The following is a 16,098-nucleotide window of genomic DNA, read 5'->3' as shown; positions in this document are numbered from 1 at the left end:
CGGAATCGATGTTTATGCAACGAACAATCAAATTATAGAGAGATGGCTTATAATCTGCTAAAAGGAAAGAAAGGAATTATTTTCGGTGCTCTGGACGAAAAATCAATCGCCTGGAAAGTTGCCCTGCGTGCCAAGGAAGAGGGAGCGGAGTTTGTGTTGACAAACGCTCCAATCGCCATGCGTATGGGTGAGATCAACAAGTTGGCAGAGCAGTGCAATGCGGAGATTATTCCTGCTGATGCGACGTCGGTAGAGGACCTGGAGAACCTTTTCACAAAGGCGCAGGAAATACTTGGCGGAAAGATCGACTTTGTGCTGCACTCTATCGGCTCAAGCCCGAACATCCGCAAAGGCAAAGCCTACGGCGACCTGAACTACGATTGGTTCCAGAAAACGCTGGACATCTCGGCTTTGTCTTTCCACAAGGTGATGCAGGTAGCGGAGAAGCAGGATGCCATGAACGAGTGGGGCTCTATCGTAGCGCTATCCTACATTGCGGCGCAGCGCGTGTTCCCGGATTATACGGACATGTCGCATGCGAAGGCTGTGCTGGAGTCTATTGCCCGTAACTACGGTTACCGCTTCGGTAAGCTGAAGAATGTGCGCGTAAACACCATCTCACAATCTCCTACTAAAACAACAGCCGGTACAGGTGTGGGCGGCTTCGATGCCTTCTATGACTATGCCGATAAAATGTCGCCGCTGGGCAACGCTTCAGCGGAGGCCTGTGCAGATTATACCATCACGCTGTTCTCAGACCTTACCCGCATGGTTACGATGCAGAACCTGATGCACGATGGAGGATTCTCTTTCATGGGTATTTCAGAGGATATCGTGGACATGATTTCTAAGTAAGCTTAAATGGAGCCTCTCTTGCAGGGGCTTATACCCTAAAAACAGCGCGGCCTCTGCTATAGTAGCAGAGGCCGCGCTGTTTTTAGGAATCAGTGTCTTTTTTCAGCCGCCGAGTCTATTCCTCTTCCCGGTTCACGGAGTTGATGTCAAAGGCCGGAATGCAGATAGACCAGTATTCTGTCTCTTCGTCGAACGGGTTAGCGTACCGGATGCGGGCACCCGCTTTGATAAGTATGGACTCTCCGGCGCCTACCTCCACGGTCTCCCCGTCTATCTCAATCTGCTTCTTGCCCCGCGTTACGATGGTGATCTCATCGAAAGCCGGGGTTTGGTGCGGTTCGCTCCAGTGCGGAGGGGCCACCATGTGGGCCACGCTGAACTGCCCGGTTTGCGTGGAGGCGTGGCCAAAGTGCTCCTCTATCAGTTTGCCGTCGGTGGTGGGCACACGGAACGGCTTGGTTTGCTTAAAATATTTTTTCTCACTCATAGCATGCGTGTTCTAGTGTCTCTAAGATTGGCTATTCCTGCCCGGCGCAGGCGCCCTGGGTATAGGAGGTAACGCCGGCTTTTTCGGCCATGCAAGGGTTGCTGTAGGTCTGGCCGTCGCAGCCGCAAACGGGTTCGTACTGCATGGTGCAGATTGCATCCGGGTTAACCTTTGCGGGGTCGATGCAGGTGCTCTGCTGCGGCTTGTTTGCGCAGGCGGAAAGGCCTGCCAGGGAAAGCGCTAACGCAGCGCTAAGGATCTTTTTCATAGTATAGAAACAGTTAAATATGTGTGTATACGGCATAAGTAGGTGCAGGTACTAACCTGTAAGAACGCTAGCCGTATGTACTTTGAAGCACAAAATTAGAGAATAAAAACGGAGTTTGTGCCTTTGGCCTGCAATCTCCTACAGTGCGAAACATAAAGCAAAATCAGATAAACCCGAACAACTATGGATAAGATGGATAAGGACAGCGGCAAGATTCTTTTGGCGACACTAGGCGGCATTGGTGCCGGTATTGTGGCCGGGCTGCTGTTAGCGCCAACCAATGGCCGTGAGGCGCGCGAGGAGGTAATGCGCCAACTCAATAAAGCCGGAGACGACGTAAACAACAACGTGAAGCGCTGGACTGCAAACCTGAAGGCGCGCAGAACAGGAGGCACGGCAGGTGCCGAGGACGAGCAACTGGTGATGCACGGCTCCTGGGACGATGTGAAGAGCCAGCTGCGCCGCAACTACGATGACCTGACAGAGGAAGACTTAGAGTACAGCCAAGGAGGTGAAAACGAACTGTATGACCGCCTCCAGCGCAAGCTCGGCAAAACAAAGGACGAGATTGTGCGCATGATCTCTGACCTCAATAAAAAGTAGCCAAGGTTCTGGCTGGGCGCGTCGGCCGCGCCGTTATAGCGGTTCTGTAGCTGCTATAATTGAATTCTGTTGTATAGGTATAACTTAATGCTACAGTTAGCCGTTATTAAAACACATACTGATAAACAGATACAAAGTATAAAATAAACGACTATGAAAGACAATAGCGGAAAGGTACTGCTGGCGATGCTCGCAGGCGCCAGTGCCGGTGTGATAGCAGGCTTGCTGATGGCACCAGATACTGGAGAGGCTACAAGAAGCAGCTTTAAAAAATGGGCCGGTAAAATGAGTAAAGACCTGGAGAAGAACCTGCAGGACGGCCTGGAAGAGATTAAGAAAATGAGCGGCGACACGTTCGGCAAGTCCTCTGAGCAAGGGGGCAACTCTGCCAACGGAGGCAATAACGCCGGCGGTGCTTCACAAAGCAACACCGGCAGCACTGGTGCGGGCTCTTCTAGCACTGGCTCCAGCGCTACAGGCGGCAACGCTTAACAGAGGCAGCCAAGCCAGAAAGATAAACAGGTGACACTCTAACCGAAGCAGGGGCCTTAACGCCACTGCTTGCTGAGGAGGTTTTGTGCACCGGCGGACGCGCCTGCTCTTGAAGAAGAGCAGGCGCTTTTGTGCTTTTGACGCGCTGGTTAACCTAAATTGTTCATTCGCGTTATAAAATATGTGGCCCCGCTTGTTTGTGTGGCTTTTTATCAGAACCAATAACCATAACAGAATTTAACTATGAGAACACATATGGAATGCCGCTCTCTTGGCGAGAACAAATCGAACTACAACACGGTGTCTTCTGTGCGCCAGATAAGACAGCAGGGAACAGACTACAAAAGCAAGAAGAGCAAGAGCAGCGGAGGGGGCCAGGTAATCGCAGGGCTGGCTGTAGGCGCTGCGGCGGGCGTAATCGCCGGTATGCTGCTTGCCCCGGAAAAAGGCGAATCAATGCGCAAGAAAGTGTCGGAGCAGGCGTCTAAGCTGGGCGACCAGGTAAACAAAGGCTACAGCAGCACCAGGGGCAAAGTAAACGACTGGACGAGCAAGATGAAGGGGAGCAAAACGGACGCACATGTGAACCAGGCCCCGAACCTGCAAGGCGAGAAGCAAAAGAGCCCATACACCGACACGAATAAATGGGATGCCCAGGAAGATAGAAACATGACAAATACAGCCAGAAACACGCCCGGCGTATAAAAGGCAACCTACATAAAAAGCAAAAGCGCCTGCTATCAGATAGCAGGCGCTTTTGCTTTTTATGCCCAGGGAGCTTATTTTTTCTCCTCTTCTTTCTTGTCCTGCTTCTCCGGTTTCATCTGCGGGAAGAACAGTACATCCTGGATAGAGTGCGAGTTGGTCATGATCATGCTCAGGCGGTCGATGCCGATACCCAGGCCTGCTGTTGGCGGCATGCCGTACTCCAGGGCGCGCAGGAAGTCCTCATCCAGCACCATGGCCTCTGTGTCACCACGTTTGCCCAGCTCCAGCTGCTCCTCAAAGCGGGCGCGCTGGTCAATCGGGTCGTTTAGCTCAGAGAAGGCATTACAAATCTCTTTGCCGTTGCAGATGGCCTCAAAGCGCTCTACCAGACCTGGCTTGTCGCGGTGCTTCTTGGCCAGCGGGCTCATCTCTACCGGGTAGTCCGTGATGAAAGTTGGCTGGATCAGGTACGGTTCGCAGGTCTCGCCGAAGATCTCGTCGATCAGCTTGCCTTTGGCCATGGTCGGGTCTACATGAATGCCCAGCTTCTCTGCCGTTTGGCGAAGCTCCGGCTCTTCCATCTCAGAGATGTCGATCTTGGTGAAGTGCTTAATGGCCTCAAACATGGTGAAACGCTTCCAGGGGCGCTGGAAGTTGATCACGTTATCACCCACTTTCACTTCTGTAGTACCGTGCAGGTCAATGGCTACTTTCTCCACCATTTCCTCTACCAGGTCCATCATCCAGTTATAGTCTTTGTAGGCTACATACAGCTCCACCTGCGTAAACTCCGGGTTATGGAAGCGGCTCATGCCTTCGTTACGGAAATCTTTGGCAAATTCGAACACCCCGTCGAAGCCACCTACGATTAGGCGCTTCAGGTACAGCTCATTGGCAATACGCAGGTACAGCGTCATGTCCAGCGTGTTGTGGTGCGTTTTGAACGGGCGCGCTGCCGCACCGCCATACAGCGGCTGCAGGATCGGCGTCTCTACTTCGAGGTAGCCTTTGCCGCCCAGGAACTGGCGCATAGAGTTTACCAGCTGCGTACGCTTACGGAATGTTTCGCGCACGTGCGGGTTCACCACCAGGTCTACGTAGCGCTGACGGTAGCGCAGCTCAGGGTCGCTGAACGCGTCGTACACATGCTCCACACCGTTCTCGTCTACCTCGCGCTTCACGATTGGCAGCGGGCGCAGCGATTTCGTCAGCACTTTCAGCTCTGTTACGTGCACTGAGATCTCTCCCACCTGCGTTACGAATGCATAGCCCTTGATACCGATGAAGTCACCGATATCCAGCATCTTCTTGAATACGGTGTTATACAGGTCCTTGTTCTCGCCCGGAGCAATGTCATCGCGTGACACGTAGATCTGGATGCGGCCTGTGCTGTCCATCAGCTCCGCAAAAGATGCCTTGCCCATAATGCGGCGGCTCATCAGGCGGCCTGCCAGGCTTACTTCCTGGTAGTTGTTCTTCTCCTTATCGAAGTTCTCCTTTATCTCTTTGGCCGTGGCCGTAACATCAAAAGTTTCAGATGGATATGGGTTGATGCCCATTTTCTCCAGCTCTTCGCGCTCATGGCGTCTGCGCAGTTCCTGTTCGCTTAGTTGCATGCGATTTATGTACTAAATGGTTGCTTCTTATCAAACTGCAAAATTGCTAAATATTCGGCAGCTTTTAAAGGCAATCACCGATTTGTTGGGCAGTTAAATTGCCGGGGCTCGTTTTGGGAGAGAAGAAGGGGAGAGGTGCCGCCGGTTTGGCACAACGGCAGCCTAAACTAATGGTGAAGTGCTGTAAGTGTATTTTTACGCCAGGCCCAAGCATAAAAAAGCTCCTGCAAGCAAACGCCTGCAGGAGCCCGAAAACAGGAAAGTGAATTTAGGCGGCCTGGTCGAGCTCGTAGTCTTCGTTGCCGAGCAGCGGTATAATCTGCTTTTGCAGCCTTACCTCTGCAAAAGAGCCACGCAGGTGCTTGGGAAGCTCCCGCACAAATTTGCTGTAGTTGCCGAGCCCCATGGCCTGTGCCACATAGCACTCGTGGATGCCATTCAGGTAACTGACAATTTCAAGAAGCGACTCATGAAACAGCTTAAAGTCGATAGCGGCCTGTACAAAGCGCTCAACCTCGCGGTGCGAAGACGAAATGCGCAGCCGCGACAGCAAGTCAAACAGGGTGGTATAGCCCATGCGCCAGGTTAGCTGCTGCCAGTGCTGCGGTCCGAACTTTTGCAGTACCTCGCCGCTTCTGCTGCTGCGGATGGCCGTGGAGGGGTTTGCCTGTACCTGCTGCCGCACTGCCTTTGCCTTCTGGCGGCGCGTGGTGCGCAGAAACTGCCCTATCTGTGCCTGCGCCTCCAGCTCTTTGCCCGCAATTTGCAGGGCCGGCTTGTAATGCGCCAGGGGCAGGCGGCGCACATTAAAGTCATCGTAGTGCCCGGCGGCATAAAAGCCGATGGCCCGCGGGTACATGTTCTTCACAACCAGGCGCCCTGCTTCGCGCAGCACCCAGGCCTCGTTGTTCGTCTTCACGCCCCGCGTGTGCAGGAAGGCCTGCAGACCGGCGAACACGGCATAGTACGCCTGCGGAAAGGTCCAGTGCAGGGCATTGCGCATGTAGGCCTCGTCGCCCAGCTCTGCGGTAGAGCGCAAGGCATATTCCGTGCTCCAGCTGTTCAGCAGCAGCCGTTTTATATCCTCCAGGTCCTGCTCGCTTAGCTCGGGCTTTTCCTCCTGCAGGAGCGTGAGCTGCTCCAGGCCATTGTCACTGCTATGCTGTATATGGTAATTTATCGCGAAAAAGTAATTCAGGAATACTTGGGCAGGTATGGATTTCTGCCATACTTTTTCCTGGTTCTGCTCCTCCTCCGGGAACATCGAAACCACCTTGTCTTCTTCTTTCTCTCTCATACATTATCAACAAATGTGAGGCGGCATCAGTTGCAAAAATGGGCTTTTTTGTGAGGTTTTTATCTGTTTTAATAGTTTGATAATCAATGTTTTGTGATGTGATTTAAAAAGCCGGTTGCAGTTTGTGAGTTACTGCAAAATCCTGACGGAAACCCACGGAAGCTTACCGGTTTAAGGGCTGCAAAATGCAGTATGTTAATTGAACTATACAAAGGAATCTGGCAGGATTTGTTTGTATAAATTGCACCTAATAGCTTCTTTATATATTGTTAACATATAATATTGTAAACCTTTGTAGCTTTGTATGATATGTTCAGGAGCCTTTATACTTGGAGTCGTTTACCATTAGCTGTAGCAGAGGCCCCTGTGCGTATCAACCAACCCTATCAAAATCAATTCAACCCAAAACAATTATGATTAAACATTTACAAAAGCTTGGAGCTGTTGTAGTAGCTGGCTGTGCCCTGTTGGGTAGCGGCGATGCGCTGGGGCAGACGTTCTATGACCCTTTTAACGGTTCCGGTGAAATTGGAGGTGTAAGCAGCTCCAACGGCTGGACGCTTCACAGCGGGAACGGAGTCATTGCTTTGAGCGAAGGCAGCCTTTTTTATCCAGGTTTGCAGCCTTCGGTAGGCAATAAAGTATATCTGTCCGGTTCTGCAGCCTCACAGGATGCCAACGCTGCGCTGAGCCTGCCAACTGGTACAGAAGTAGCTTACTTCTCAGCATTGATCAATGTGGAGGACAACACAAAGCTCAGTAGCTCTTTTGACTACTTTATGCACTTTGCTGCTACTTCCGGAGCAACTGGTGTCAGCAGTTTGTTCGGGCGCCTTCATATCAAACAGGTTGACTCCGGCACAAGCTTTAGGTTAGGAATACAGAACACTTCGGGTACAGGAAGTAACCAAACCGAGTATGAGCAGGACCTGAGCTTCGGTACTACTTACCTTGTGGTTGTAAAGTATGACATGAATAGTGGCGAAAATGATATCGCTACTCTATGGGTTAACCCTGCCAACTTAGGGGGCGATGAGCCATCAGGTGGAGTGACTAACAGCAGCAGCGCCTCAGCTCCTAACGCCTTTGGTGCCATAGCATTTAGAAATGGCTCTGCTACTCCGAATGTACTTATAGATGAGGTTCGCGTCGGAACAACATGGGCTGCTGTAACGCCAGCTTCCGATACACCTCCCCCAGCCGATGAAACAGCCCCTGCGTTAGTGAGCGTGTCTCCGGAGACGGGATCAACCAACGTGCTCGTAAACGCGCCGCTTGTCATCACCTTTGATGAAAACATAGCTGCCGCCGTTGAAGGAAAGCTGATCACCGTTGAGGTGGAGAGCCAAGGAAACAACTATACCATAGACGCTACGGATGCCACGAAAGTAACAATCAACGGCAGGAAGGTTACAGTTGATGCAGGCTTAGAGCCAGGTCAGTTTTACAGAGTAACAGTGGACCAAGGTGCCTTTACAGATATCGCCGGAAACGGAATCGACCAAATCTTTGGCAATAGCTGGAGCTTCGCTACGCAGGAGCCAAGTGCACCGTCAACAAACCCACTGGTAGAGAACTTTAATGACTGCCCGGATGGCAGCGTTATACTCTCCGGTGGCTGGACACAGTACAGCGTAACCGGAGGTGAAGCCTGGGCCTGCTCCGAGTTTGGTAAAAATGATGAAAACGGCAACGGTACCTTCGGCGTGCGGATGAACGGCTTTAACGGCGGTGCACAGCTAAACGAAGACTGGCTAATTTCCCCGGCACTTAACCTGGCAGAACTGAACATCCCGCTGCTGTTTATGGAGTACCACACAAAGTATAACGGTGCGGGCTTGCAGGTAAGAGTATCAACCGACTATTCGGGCACTGGCTCACCTGCGGATGCTACATGGGCAGACCTGCTGACGCTGGAAGCCGACAACACTGACGCCTGGAAGCAACTGGAAAACATCAACCTGAGCGCTTACAAGTCAGCCAACACACACGTTGCTTTTATCTATACTTCTACTGCTACTGCTGCATCGCGCTGGACGCTGGATAACTTCAGAATAGAAAACGTTTCCAACTTCCTGACAGCAGATAACCTGAATGTTAATTTTGGTACGGTAACCGAGGGCAACACATCAGAGGCGGAGACTTTCACTTTCAGTGCGCAGGGCTATGAAGACAACGTGGTGCTGACTGTGCCTGCAGGCTTTGAGCTGTCCAAAGACAACGCTGCTTTCGGGCAGTCGCTGACCTACACACCTGCTGAGGCGGCCAACGAGAACACCGTGTATGTGCGCTTTAAACCTACCGCCTCCGACAACTTCTCAGGAGCGATCACCTTTACAAGCGGCACAGCGTTAAGCGAAGAGCGAGGCGTACTGCAGGGCTCTTCCGTTGTGTACAACAACACCCTGGATGTGGTGACATGGAACCTGGAGTGGTTTGGATCTCCAAGCAACGGCCCATCTGACGATCAGTTGCAGTACGACAATGCCAAGAAAGTAATCGAGAGCCTGGACCCTGAGATTATTGCCCTGCAGGAGCTGGTTGACCTGGAGAAAGTAAAGCAGCTGGCACAGGAGCTCGGGTACAACTACGAGGACATGAACTCAGGTGGGGCTCAGCAGCCCGGCTTCCTCTACAAACCGGAGATGATAAAGGTTAAGAGAGAGAAACTGCTGCTGTCTAAGCTCTATGCAGACATCAAGGCAGGCACCGTGACGTTACCTGATTACCCTGCCAACAGCTCGTCCTTCTGGGCAAGCGGCCGTTTGCCGTACATGGTGGAGTTTGAGGTGAGCATTGGAGGCGTGAAGCAGTCTATCAACGTGATCAACATCCATGCGAAAGCGAACAGCGGCGACGATATTACGCAGTACAACAGACGCAAGTATGATGTACAGGTGCTGAAGGACTCGCTGGATGCGCAGTACGCCGATGCAAACCTGATTATCCTGGGCGACTACAACGATGACGTGGATGAGTCGGTGGTGCCAGGCGCGCCAGGCTCGTCCTACAAAATGTTTGTAGACGATGAGAACTACAAAGCGCTTACCTATGACCTGAGCGTAGCCGGTGGCTTTACGTATGCTTCCAGCTCATTCCAGAGCTTCCTGGACCACATCATCATTTCAGATGAGTTGGCCGATGAGTATATTGCCAACTCTATCTCTATCAGAAACGAAGTCCTGACCAGCATCCCTAACTTTAGAAGCACTACCTCCGATCACGTACCGGTTATGGCGCGCTTCAACATCTCGGGAACGCCGGTGGTTTCCTTCACAGAGGCCGCGGTTACGAAGGTAGAGGACGCTGTTAAGTTTAACGTGAACCTGACGCTTTCAGCCGCACAGGCTACTGCGCAAACGGTAGTGATAAAGGTACAGGAGGGCGCTAATGCCACTGCTGAGGACTACACCACGGCACCAGCCGCAAGCGAAGGCGCCATCACGCTCACAATACCAGCTGGCGTTACCTCTGCTGCCTTTGAGGTGCAGCTTGTGGATGACACGCAGAAAGAGGAGCAGGAGCAGGTGCAGTTCTACATCTACAACGCAGGCGCTGAGGTGGCTGTAGGAGAGCAGCGTACCTTTACCCTAACAATAGAGGATAACGACGCTACCCCGACTGGTATAGCAGACGCTACAAAAGGCCAGTTCCGCGTGTACCCGAACCCGGTGCAGGATTATGTAAGGCTATCGCTGCCGGAGCGTGTGGCAACGCTGCAGAACGTAAACCTGGTTGTGTACAGCCTGGAAGGGCGTATGCTGTTCTCTGCCAACGGATCGTTGCAGGGGGTGCAGCAAGTGCTGAACAGCCAGGTGGCCAGCTTACAGCAAGGCCTGTATGTGCTGAAGGTAAACGCCGGTAAAGAGGTGTTCGTAAGCAGAATGCTGAAGAAATAACCGGTTTTAGTTTACACCAAACCGAAAGGGGGCCTGCCGCTGCTGCGGCAGGCCCCCTTTGTTTTTTACCTGTGCCTAAAGTATAACCTCGTGGGGCTGCAGGCGGTAAACCAAGTATAAAACTTATACCAGACATGAACATTGCAGACAGACCTGACATAGCCAATAACACACATGCCGCCGTGCTGATCGGAGCCGGCCTTACCAGCTACTTCCTGAACGAGAACCGACCGAAGACCGCGCTTATACCGCCTGCGGCGGGAGGCGCCTTACTGCTCCTGAGCCCGGGCGTTAAATCCGGCGATAAAGCAGTGGCGCATGCGGCAGTAGGCGTTACGGCCTTGTTGGGTGTTATGACGGGAGTGCTCTTCTCCAAAGCGATTGCCCCATCCGAAGCAGCTAAGCAAAAGTTTAAGCCCGAAGTACGGCAGCGCAGGGCTGGCGTATTCGGGCTTATGACCTTAACAAGTGCCGCCGCGGTGGGCGTGTATGTGGCCGGTTTTATCCGGAAAAGGAAACAGCAGGAAGTATAAGCAAACCGAGCGGCCTAGAAGCCTGCTGCGGCATCGTCGCCACGCGGGTCGGCGCCGGCTTCTAGGCTGCCATTCGGTAGCACCAGAATCGCATCTACCCGGCCAAAAGTGCCACGCTCGTGTAATTTATAGCCTTTGCTTTCCAGTTCTGAACGTACCCCGGCTGGTATCGCGGCTGGCTCATGCTGTATTTCATCCGGGAGCCACTGGTGGTGGAAGCGCGGCGCCGCCACCGCTTGCTGCATCGTCATGTCGTGCTCCAGCACGTTTAAGATGGTCTGGAACACTGAGGTGATAATGGTGGAGCCGCCCGGTGTGCCAACTACCATGTATAGCTTGCCGTCTTTCTCCAGAATAGTTGGGGTCATGGAGCTGAGCATGCGCTTGTCGGGCTGTATGGCGTTGGCCTTGCCTCCCACCAGCCCAAACATGTTGGGTACGCCCGGTTTGGCGCTAAAGTCGTCCATTTCGTTGTTTAGCAGGAAACCGGCACCCTCCACCACTACTTTGGAGCCGTAGCCACCGTTTAGCGTGGTGGTAATGGAAACGGCGTTGCCGGCAGGGTCCACAATACTGAAGTGAGTGGTTTGGTCGGACTCATACACTGGCAGCGCGCCCGCTTTGATGGCTGAGGATGGCGTGGCCTGCGCAAAGCTCATGCTGCTCATGCGCTCCTCCAGGTAGGCTTTGTCGAGCAACTCCTGTACCGGTACTTTTACAAAATCAGGATCACCGAGGTAGGTGGCACGGTCGGCATACACGCGGCGCTCAGCCTCCGTCATGGCCTGCACGGCTTTGGTGCTCTGCCAGCCGTACTCCTGCAGGTTGTAGGGAGCCACCATCTGCAGCAGCTGAAGCAGCGCCACACCGCCACTCGAGGGCGGTGCCATGGAGATGACCTTGTAGCCTTTGTAGGTGCCGGTCACCGGCTGACGCCAAACCGAGGAGTAGTTTTCCAGGTCGCGGTGTGAAATAATGCCTCCGCCGCGCTTCATTTCCTCTACCAGCAGGTCGGCCGTTTCACCGGCATAGAAACCTGCGCGGCCCTTGTCGCGGATGCGCTCCAATGTGCGGGCAAGGTCCGGGTGGCGCAGTGTGTCACCCGCCTGCCAAGTGTTGTCGCGCACGAGGTACGGTACGTGCTTGTTGTTTTCAAGGAAGGCCTCTTTGGCGTCGTTCAGCCCATCAGCCTCCTTCTGTGTCAGCACCACGCCATTCCTGGCCAGGTCAATGGCCGGCTGCACCAGGTCTTCCCAGGGTAAAGACCCCAGCTTTTCGTGCACCTTCACCATGCCGTCCACAGCGCCAGGCACGCCCACAGCCAGGTGGCTGTCGGTGCTTAGGCCATCTATTACGTTGCCTGCGCTATCCTGGTACATGGTTTCTACCGCCGCCCCGGGCGCCGTCTCTCTGTAATCGAGGGCACCGGTCTGGCCAGTTGCGCTGCGGTACACCATAAAGCCACCGCCCCCAATGTTGCCCGCCACCGGAAAGGCTACAGCCAGTGCAAACTGCGTTGCCACCGCCGCATCGTAGGCGTTCCCGCCCTTCTGCATAATTTCCATGCCGATGCGTGAGGCCTCAGGGTGAGCCGAGACAACCATGGCTTTCTGTGCCGTAAAACCGCGTTCGCTACGTTGGGTCTCCTTTTGGGAGCTGGTGGTGCAGCTGCTGAGGAGAGAGGGGAGCAGCGTAATGAACAGCAGCCATGCCTGTAGGTTGGCTTTTCGGGGTAAGTGTAAGCGCATGTGTATCTGTTTTTTGAGGTTTGAGAGGGTAATATAAAAAAACGCCAGCTATTTTGGTAGCTGGCGTTTCTGTAGGTAAGTGTGGGGTTCCTGCTTACTTCAGGTCGTTCTGGATAATGGCTACTGCCTCTTCCACATACACGTCCTGTTTCAGGTCCTTAATAAACTCTTTGTTGCGGGCAACTTTGGCCGTGTCGCCGCCCAGGGCTTGCAGGTCCTGCTGCAGGCGATGCACGTTAAGCACCGGTACTTCTTTCTGAGCCTCCTCCAGGCGCTTAGCTTCGGCCTCTGCCTTTTGCTGCTCAGCCTTATACTTGTCGAGCTGCAGTGAGCGGGTCGTATTGTCCGACTGCTTCTTCAGGCGCTCCGCCGCTTGCTGGATCAGCTCAAAGCTGTTGTTGTGGGCAATGCGCTGCTGGCTGTGCGACTTAACCTGTGCCAGGTTTATTTTATTCCATGGCTTATACTTGGCCGGGGAGATCTCATCAAACGGAAGCGGGAAATCCTGCTCCTTCTCTCCAAACTCCAGGTAAGCATAGGCATCCGGAAGAACCACGTCTGGCGTTACGCCGCGCAACTGTGTGGTGCCGCCGTTAATACGGTAGAACTTTTGTGTGGTCAGCTTCAGGGCACCAAACGGTTTGTAGGCGTTAAACTGCGCTGGCAGGGCCTCGTCCAGCTCAAAGAACTGCTGCACGGTACCTTTGCCAAACGTAGGGCTACCTACAATCACGGCGCGCTTATAGTCCTGCATGGCGGCAGCCAGAATCTCTGAGGCTGAGGCACTGTTGGAGTTAACCAGGATCACGAGCGGACCGCCGTACTGCACCTGCGTGTCGCGGTCGTCAAGCACTACGGCTTTGCCGGAGGCTGTTTTTACCTGCACGATCGGGCCCTGCTCAATGAACAGACCGGCCATTTCCACGGCATCAGCCAAAGAGCCGCCACCGTTGTTGCGGAGGTCCAGGATCAGGCCTTCCATACCGGCCTTTTTCAGCTTCTCCACTTCCTTCTTCACATCGGCTCCGCTGAAGCGTCCGTTCTTGTTCTCGAAGTCGGCGTAGAAGCCGGGCAGCTTAATGTAACCGATTTTCTCTTTGTCTTCGATCAGGGCAGACTGTGCGTACGTTTCTTCAAACACGATCACATCGCGCACGATCGGGATGATCTTGATAGAGCCGTCCGGCTTTTTCACCGTCAGGCGCACCTCTGTGCCTTTTTTACCACGGATGTACTGGATGGCGTCGTCCAGGCGCATGCCTTCTACCAGAATAGGGTCTTCGGCACCCTGGCCAACCTTCTGGATGGCATCACCGGGCTTCAGGTCACCCTGCAAGTAGGAGGGGCTACCCGGAACAATCTCCAGTACCTTTATCTGCCCGTCTTTCTCCTGCAGCGAGGCTCCGATGCCTTCCAAGCGGCCTGTGAAGTTGATATCGAAATCAGCTTTGGCCTTTGGCGGGAAGTAACCGGTATGCGGGTCATATACGTTGGTGATGGCGTTGATGTAGGTAGAGCGGTGGTCTTCGCGGTTGATCTTGGCAAGGCGCTTGTACAGGTCGCTGTAGGTCTTCATCACCTTCTCACGCGCCTCTTTCTCCATCTGCTCAAACGACTTCTGCTCTACTTTCTCGCCTTTCTCTATTTTCTTCTGCTGCTCCTCCTGCATGTCTACCAGGCGCACCAGCGTCTGGTACTTCAGTTGCTTGCGCCATGCCTCTTTCAGCTCAGCAGGGTTTTTTGCGTAGGTCAGCTTCTCGCCGTCCAGCTCAATCTCCTCGTTGTCGGAGAAGTTGAAAGGCTTGCTCAGGATGTCCTTGTAGTAGGCTTCCGAGTCTTTTACGCGCTGCTCGTAGATATCGGCAGACATATCAAAAAACTGGAAGGAGCCTTGGCGCAGCTCGTCGTCGATGGCAGTTTCGTACTGGCGCATTTTCTCTACGTCTGTCGCCAGCAGGAACTTCTTGTTGTAGTCCAGGCGCTCCAGGTAAAGCTTAAATACTTTCTTCGAAAAGCTGTCGTCTACTTTCTCTGGTTGGTAGTGGCCGGTACTAAGGCCCTGCATCAAGGCTTTGATCAGGATCTCGTTCTTCCCCTCCGGCGTGTTGTCGCGCTTATAGAGAATAAAAGAGCCTGTCACTAGGATGACAGCCAATACCGACAGTATGATTTTAAAACGGGTTGTCAATGATAGCATCTATTTATGTAGGTTGAACTATAGGTTATATCGCAAAAGTGGTGCCGCTTATAGCCACGGGGCAATGAATCGTAATGTATAAGAAAAAAAAGTCATATCATAGCCACGCCGGGCACCAAGCTGCAGCACAATGCCTTAAAGTATAGCATACGGGACAAAGCCTGCGATATTATAACTTATGGGCCTTTTTTTTCGTTTCCGATACTATAAGTTACTATAAACTAAAATACGAAAGCTATGAATAACAGTGAAAAAGCAGTAGATGTTTTACAGGAGCTGAACCAGTTCGTAAACGATAGAATAGAAGGATACAAGCATGCCGCCAGCGTAACCAAAGACCCGGCGCACGCCTCCTACTACAAAGACTTGATCAACCAGAGCCAGAACTTCTCGAACGAGATCAACAGCTCTATCAGCAGCATGGGCGGAAGCACCCAGAACAGCACCACGGCGAAGGGTAAGATCTTCCGCGGTTGGATGGACGTGAAATCATCCATCACAGGCAGCGACGAAGAGGCTGTGATCAAATCAAACCTGACAGGCGAGGAGTGGGCGCAGAAGGCCTATAACGATGCCCTGGACCACAGAGGCGAGCTGCCGCAGAACGTAGTGCAGATGGTAGAAAAGCAGAAACAAGCCTCTCTGGCTACCTGCGAGCGCCTGCGCCAGATGAAAGAGTCGGCTGACTAAAACCAATCAACAGAACCAGAGAGAGGGTTGCCACAGGTAACCCTCTTTGTTTTTGCTTAAGAATGAGAACAGCCCAAGGCCCGGCAAAGGCTACAGGGCAGGAGGTGCAACGATGAAGAACATACTCATATTTGGTGACAGCCTGACGGCCGGCTACGGCCTACCCGCCTCTCAGGCATACCCCAGTCTGATACAGGAGCGGCTGAAGCAGGAGGGATACACCGCATACAAGGTGCTGAACGGCGGCCTCAGCGGCGACACCACCGCCGGCGGCACCCACCGCATCGACCGGTGGGTGAACGAGCCGATCGACATTTTTATACTTGCTTTGGGCGCAAACGACGGGCTGAGAGGCATTCCCACCCGCGAAACCAGCCAGAACCTGCAGGAAATCATCAGCAAAGTGCGGAACAAATGCCCGGAGGTGAAAATTATACTTTCCGGCATGGAGATACCAGACATCGTGCCCGGTCGCTACGCTGCAGAGTTCCGCAAGCTATTCCGGGAGCTGGCGCTGGAGAACAACGTACACTTTATCCCGTTTCTGCTGGAGGGGGTGGCCGGCAACCGGCAGCTGAACCTGCCGGACGGGGTGCACCCAAACGCAGAGGGGCAGAAGCTGCTGGCCCAGCATACCTGGAGCAAACTGAAAGAGTTGCTGTAGGGGCATTAAAAAAAGCGTGCGGCCAGGACTTTCCCTGGCCG

At 53.3% G+C, this 16,098-nt stretch carries 14 protein-coding genes; 8 read left to right on the top strand and 6 right to left on the bottom strand.

The window, feature by feature from the left end:
- Positions 1-42: 42 nt before the first annotated feature.
- Positions 43-855 carry an enoyl-ACP reductase FabI gene (locus tag CA264_RS13280; protein WP_025607832.1) on the top strand — a complete coding sequence of 271 codons (813 nt, stop codon included), beginning with the start codon at positions 43-45 and terminating at the stop codon, positions 853-855.
- Between the two features lie 115 nt (positions 856-970).
- Here CA264_RS13280 and CA264_RS13275 read toward each other — a convergent pair whose 3' ends face one another.
- Together CA264_RS13275 and CA264_RS13270 are read right to left on the bottom strand one after the other, a co-directional pair.
- The gene (locus tag CA264_RS13275) at positions 971-1,342 is read right to left on the bottom strand and encodes a cupin domain-containing protein (RefSeq protein ID WP_025607831.1); all 372 of its coding nucleotides are present in this window, start codon (positions 1,340-1,342) and stop codon (positions 971-973) included.
- Positions 1,343-1,373: 31 nt separating this feature from the next.
- The gene (locus CA264_RS13270) at positions 1,374-1,610 is read right to left on the bottom strand and encodes a Kazal-type serine protease inhibitor domain-containing protein (RefSeq protein WP_025607829.1); all 237 of its coding nucleotides are present in this window, start codon (positions 1,608-1,610) and stop codon (positions 1,374-1,376) included.
- Positions 1,611-1,793: 183 nt separating this feature from the next.
- Between CA264_RS13270 and CA264_RS13265 the strand changes: the two genes are divergently transcribed.
- The 3 genes from CA264_RS13265 (at position 1,794) to CA264_RS13255 (ending at position 3,410) form a co-directional block, all read left to right on the top strand.
- A complete protein-coding gene (locus CA264_RS13265; RefSeq protein ID WP_025607827.1) occupies positions 1,794-2,213 on the top strand; it encodes a CsbD family protein in 420 nt (139 codons plus the stop codon).
- A gap of 153 nt (positions 2,214-2,366) precedes the next feature.
- Positions 2,367-2,705: a YtxH domain-containing protein gene (locus CA264_RS13260; RefSeq protein ID WP_025607826.1), complete on the top strand. Its 339-nt coding sequence runs from the start codon at positions 2,367-2,369 to the stop codon at positions 2,703-2,705.
- A 243-nt stretch (positions 2,706-2,948) separates the two neighbouring features.
- On the top strand, positions 2,949-3,410 hold the full coding sequence (locus CA264_RS13255) for a YtxH domain-containing protein (protein WP_211233399.1): 462 nt from the start codon (positions 2,949-2,951) through the stop codon (positions 3,408-3,410).
- Positions 3,411-3,484: 74 nt separating this feature from the next.
- Here CA264_RS13255 and lysS read toward each other — a convergent pair whose 3' ends face one another.
- The gene (gene lysS, locus CA264_RS13250; RefSeq protein ID WP_025607824.1) at positions 3,485-5,029 is read right to left on the bottom strand and encodes a lysine--tRNA ligase; all 1,545 of its coding nucleotides are present in this window, start codon (positions 5,027-5,029) and stop codon (positions 3,485-3,487) included.
- 268 nt (positions 5,030-5,297) lie between these two features.
- A complete protein-coding gene (locus CA264_RS13245) occupies positions 5,298-6,326 on the bottom strand; it encodes a hypothetical protein (RefSeq protein ID WP_025607823.1) in 1,029 nt (342 codons plus the stop codon).
- A 413-nt stretch (positions 6,327-6,739) separates the two neighbouring features.
- Here CA264_RS13245 and CA264_RS13240 point away from each other — a divergent pair, with 413 nt between their 5' ends.
- Both CA264_RS13240 and CA264_RS13235 read left to right on the top strand, forming a co-directional pair.
- The gene (locus CA264_RS13240) at positions 6,740-10,225 is read left to right on the top strand and encodes a T9SS-dependent choice-of-anchor J family protein (protein WP_084196228.1); all 3,486 of its coding nucleotides are present in this window, start codon (positions 6,740-6,742) and stop codon (positions 10,223-10,225) included.
- A 134-nt stretch (positions 10,226-10,359) separates the two neighbouring features.
- Entirely contained in the window at positions 10,360-10,758 is a 399-nt protein-coding gene (locus tag CA264_RS13235; protein WP_237151118.1) for a hypothetical protein, read from the top strand.
- Between the two features lie 14 nt (positions 10,759-10,772).
- Here CA264_RS13235 and ggt read toward each other — a convergent pair whose 3' ends face one another.
- Positions 10,773-12,506, bottom strand: coding sequence for a gamma-glutamyltransferase (gene ggt, locus CA264_RS13230; RefSeq protein ID WP_025607819.1), 1,734 nt, complete (start codon positions 12,504-12,506; stop codon positions 10,773-10,775).
- Positions 12,507-12,600: 94 nt separating this feature from the next.
- Positions 12,601-14,703: a carboxy terminal-processing peptidase gene (locus CA264_RS13225; protein ID WP_025607818.1), complete on the bottom strand. Its 2,103-nt coding sequence runs from the start codon at positions 14,701-14,703 to the stop codon at positions 12,601-12,603.
- Between the two features lie 237 nt (positions 14,704-14,940).
- Between CA264_RS13225 and CA264_RS13220 the strand changes: the two genes are divergently transcribed.
- Positions 14,941-15,393, top strand: a complete 453-nt coding sequence (locus CA264_RS13220) for a PA2169 family four-helix-bundle protein (RefSeq protein ID WP_025607817.1) — start codon at positions 14,941-14,943, stop codon at positions 15,391-15,393.
- Positions 15,394-15,505: 112 nt separating this feature from the next.
- Complete coding sequence (locus CA264_RS13215; protein ID WP_025607815.1) at positions 15,506-16,057, top strand: arylesterase; 552 nt, start codon at positions 15,506-15,508, stop codon at positions 16,055-16,057.
- Positions 16,058-16,098: the final 41 nt, after the last annotated feature.

Origin of the sequence: Pontibacter actiniarum (assembly GCF_003585765.1) — a bacterium.
GTDB classification, from domain to species: Bacteria; Bacteroidota; Bacteroidia; order Cytophagales; family Hymenobacteraceae; genus Pontibacter; species Pontibacter actiniarum.
This window is presented reverse-complemented; position numbering and strand designations above follow the sequence as displayed.

What these genes read in the sequence shown, in the direction of transcription:
- CA264_RS13260 (WP_025607826.1), top strand. Translation starts at nt 2,367, where the DNA reads ATGAAAGACAATAGCGGAAAGGTACTGCTGGCGATGCTCGCAGGCGCC.
- CA264_RS13235 (WP_237151118.1), top strand. Translation starts at nt 10,360, where the DNA reads ATGAACATTGCAGACAGACCTGACATAGCCAATAACACACATGCCGCC.
- CA264_RS13270 (WP_025607829.1), bottom strand. Translation starts at nt 1,610, where the DNA reads ATGAAAAAGATCCTTAGCGCTGCGTTAGCGCTTTCCCTGGCAGGCCTT.
- lysS (WP_025607824.1), bottom strand. Translation starts at nt 5,029, where the DNA reads ATGCAACTAAGCGAACAGGAACTGCGCAGACGCCATGAGCGCGAAGAG.
- CA264_RS13225 (WP_025607818.1), bottom strand. Translation starts at nt 14,703, where the DNA reads ATGCTATCATTGACAACCCGTTTTAAAATCATACTGTCGGTATTGGCT.
- ggt (WP_025607819.1), bottom strand. Translation starts at nt 12,506, where the DNA reads ATGCGCTTACACTTACCCCGAAAAGCCAACCTACAGGCATGGCTGCTG.
- CA264_RS13255 (WP_211233399.1), top strand. Translation starts at nt 2,949, where the DNA reads ATGAGAACACATATGGAATGCCGCTCTCTTGGCGAGAACAAATCGAAC.
- CA264_RS13280 (WP_025607832.1), top strand. Translation starts at nt 43, where the DNA reads ATGGCTTATAATCTGCTAAAAGGAAAGAAAGGAATTATTTTCGGTGCT.
- CA264_RS13245 (WP_025607823.1), bottom strand. Translation starts at nt 6,326, where the DNA reads ATGAGAGAGAAAGAAGAAGACAAGGTGGTTTCGATGTTCCCGGAGGAG.
- CA264_RS13265 (WP_025607827.1), top strand. Translation starts at nt 1,794, where the DNA reads ATGGATAAGATGGATAAGGACAGCGGCAAGATTCTTTTGGCGACACTA.
- CA264_RS13275 (WP_025607831.1), bottom strand. Translation starts at nt 1,342, where the DNA reads ATGAGTGAGAAAAAATATTTTAAGCAAACCAAGCCGTTCCGTGTGCCC.
- CA264_RS13240 (WP_084196228.1), top strand. Translation starts at nt 6,740, where the DNA reads ATGATTAAACATTTACAAAAGCTTGGAGCTGTTGTAGTAGCTGGCTGT.
- CA264_RS13220 (WP_025607817.1), top strand. Translation starts at nt 14,941, where the DNA reads ATGAATAACAGTGAAAAAGCAGTAGATGTTTTACAGGAGCTGAACCAG.
- CA264_RS13215 (WP_025607815.1), top strand. Translation starts at nt 15,506, where the DNA reads ATGAAGAACATACTCATATTTGGTGACAGCCTGACGGCCGGCTACGGC.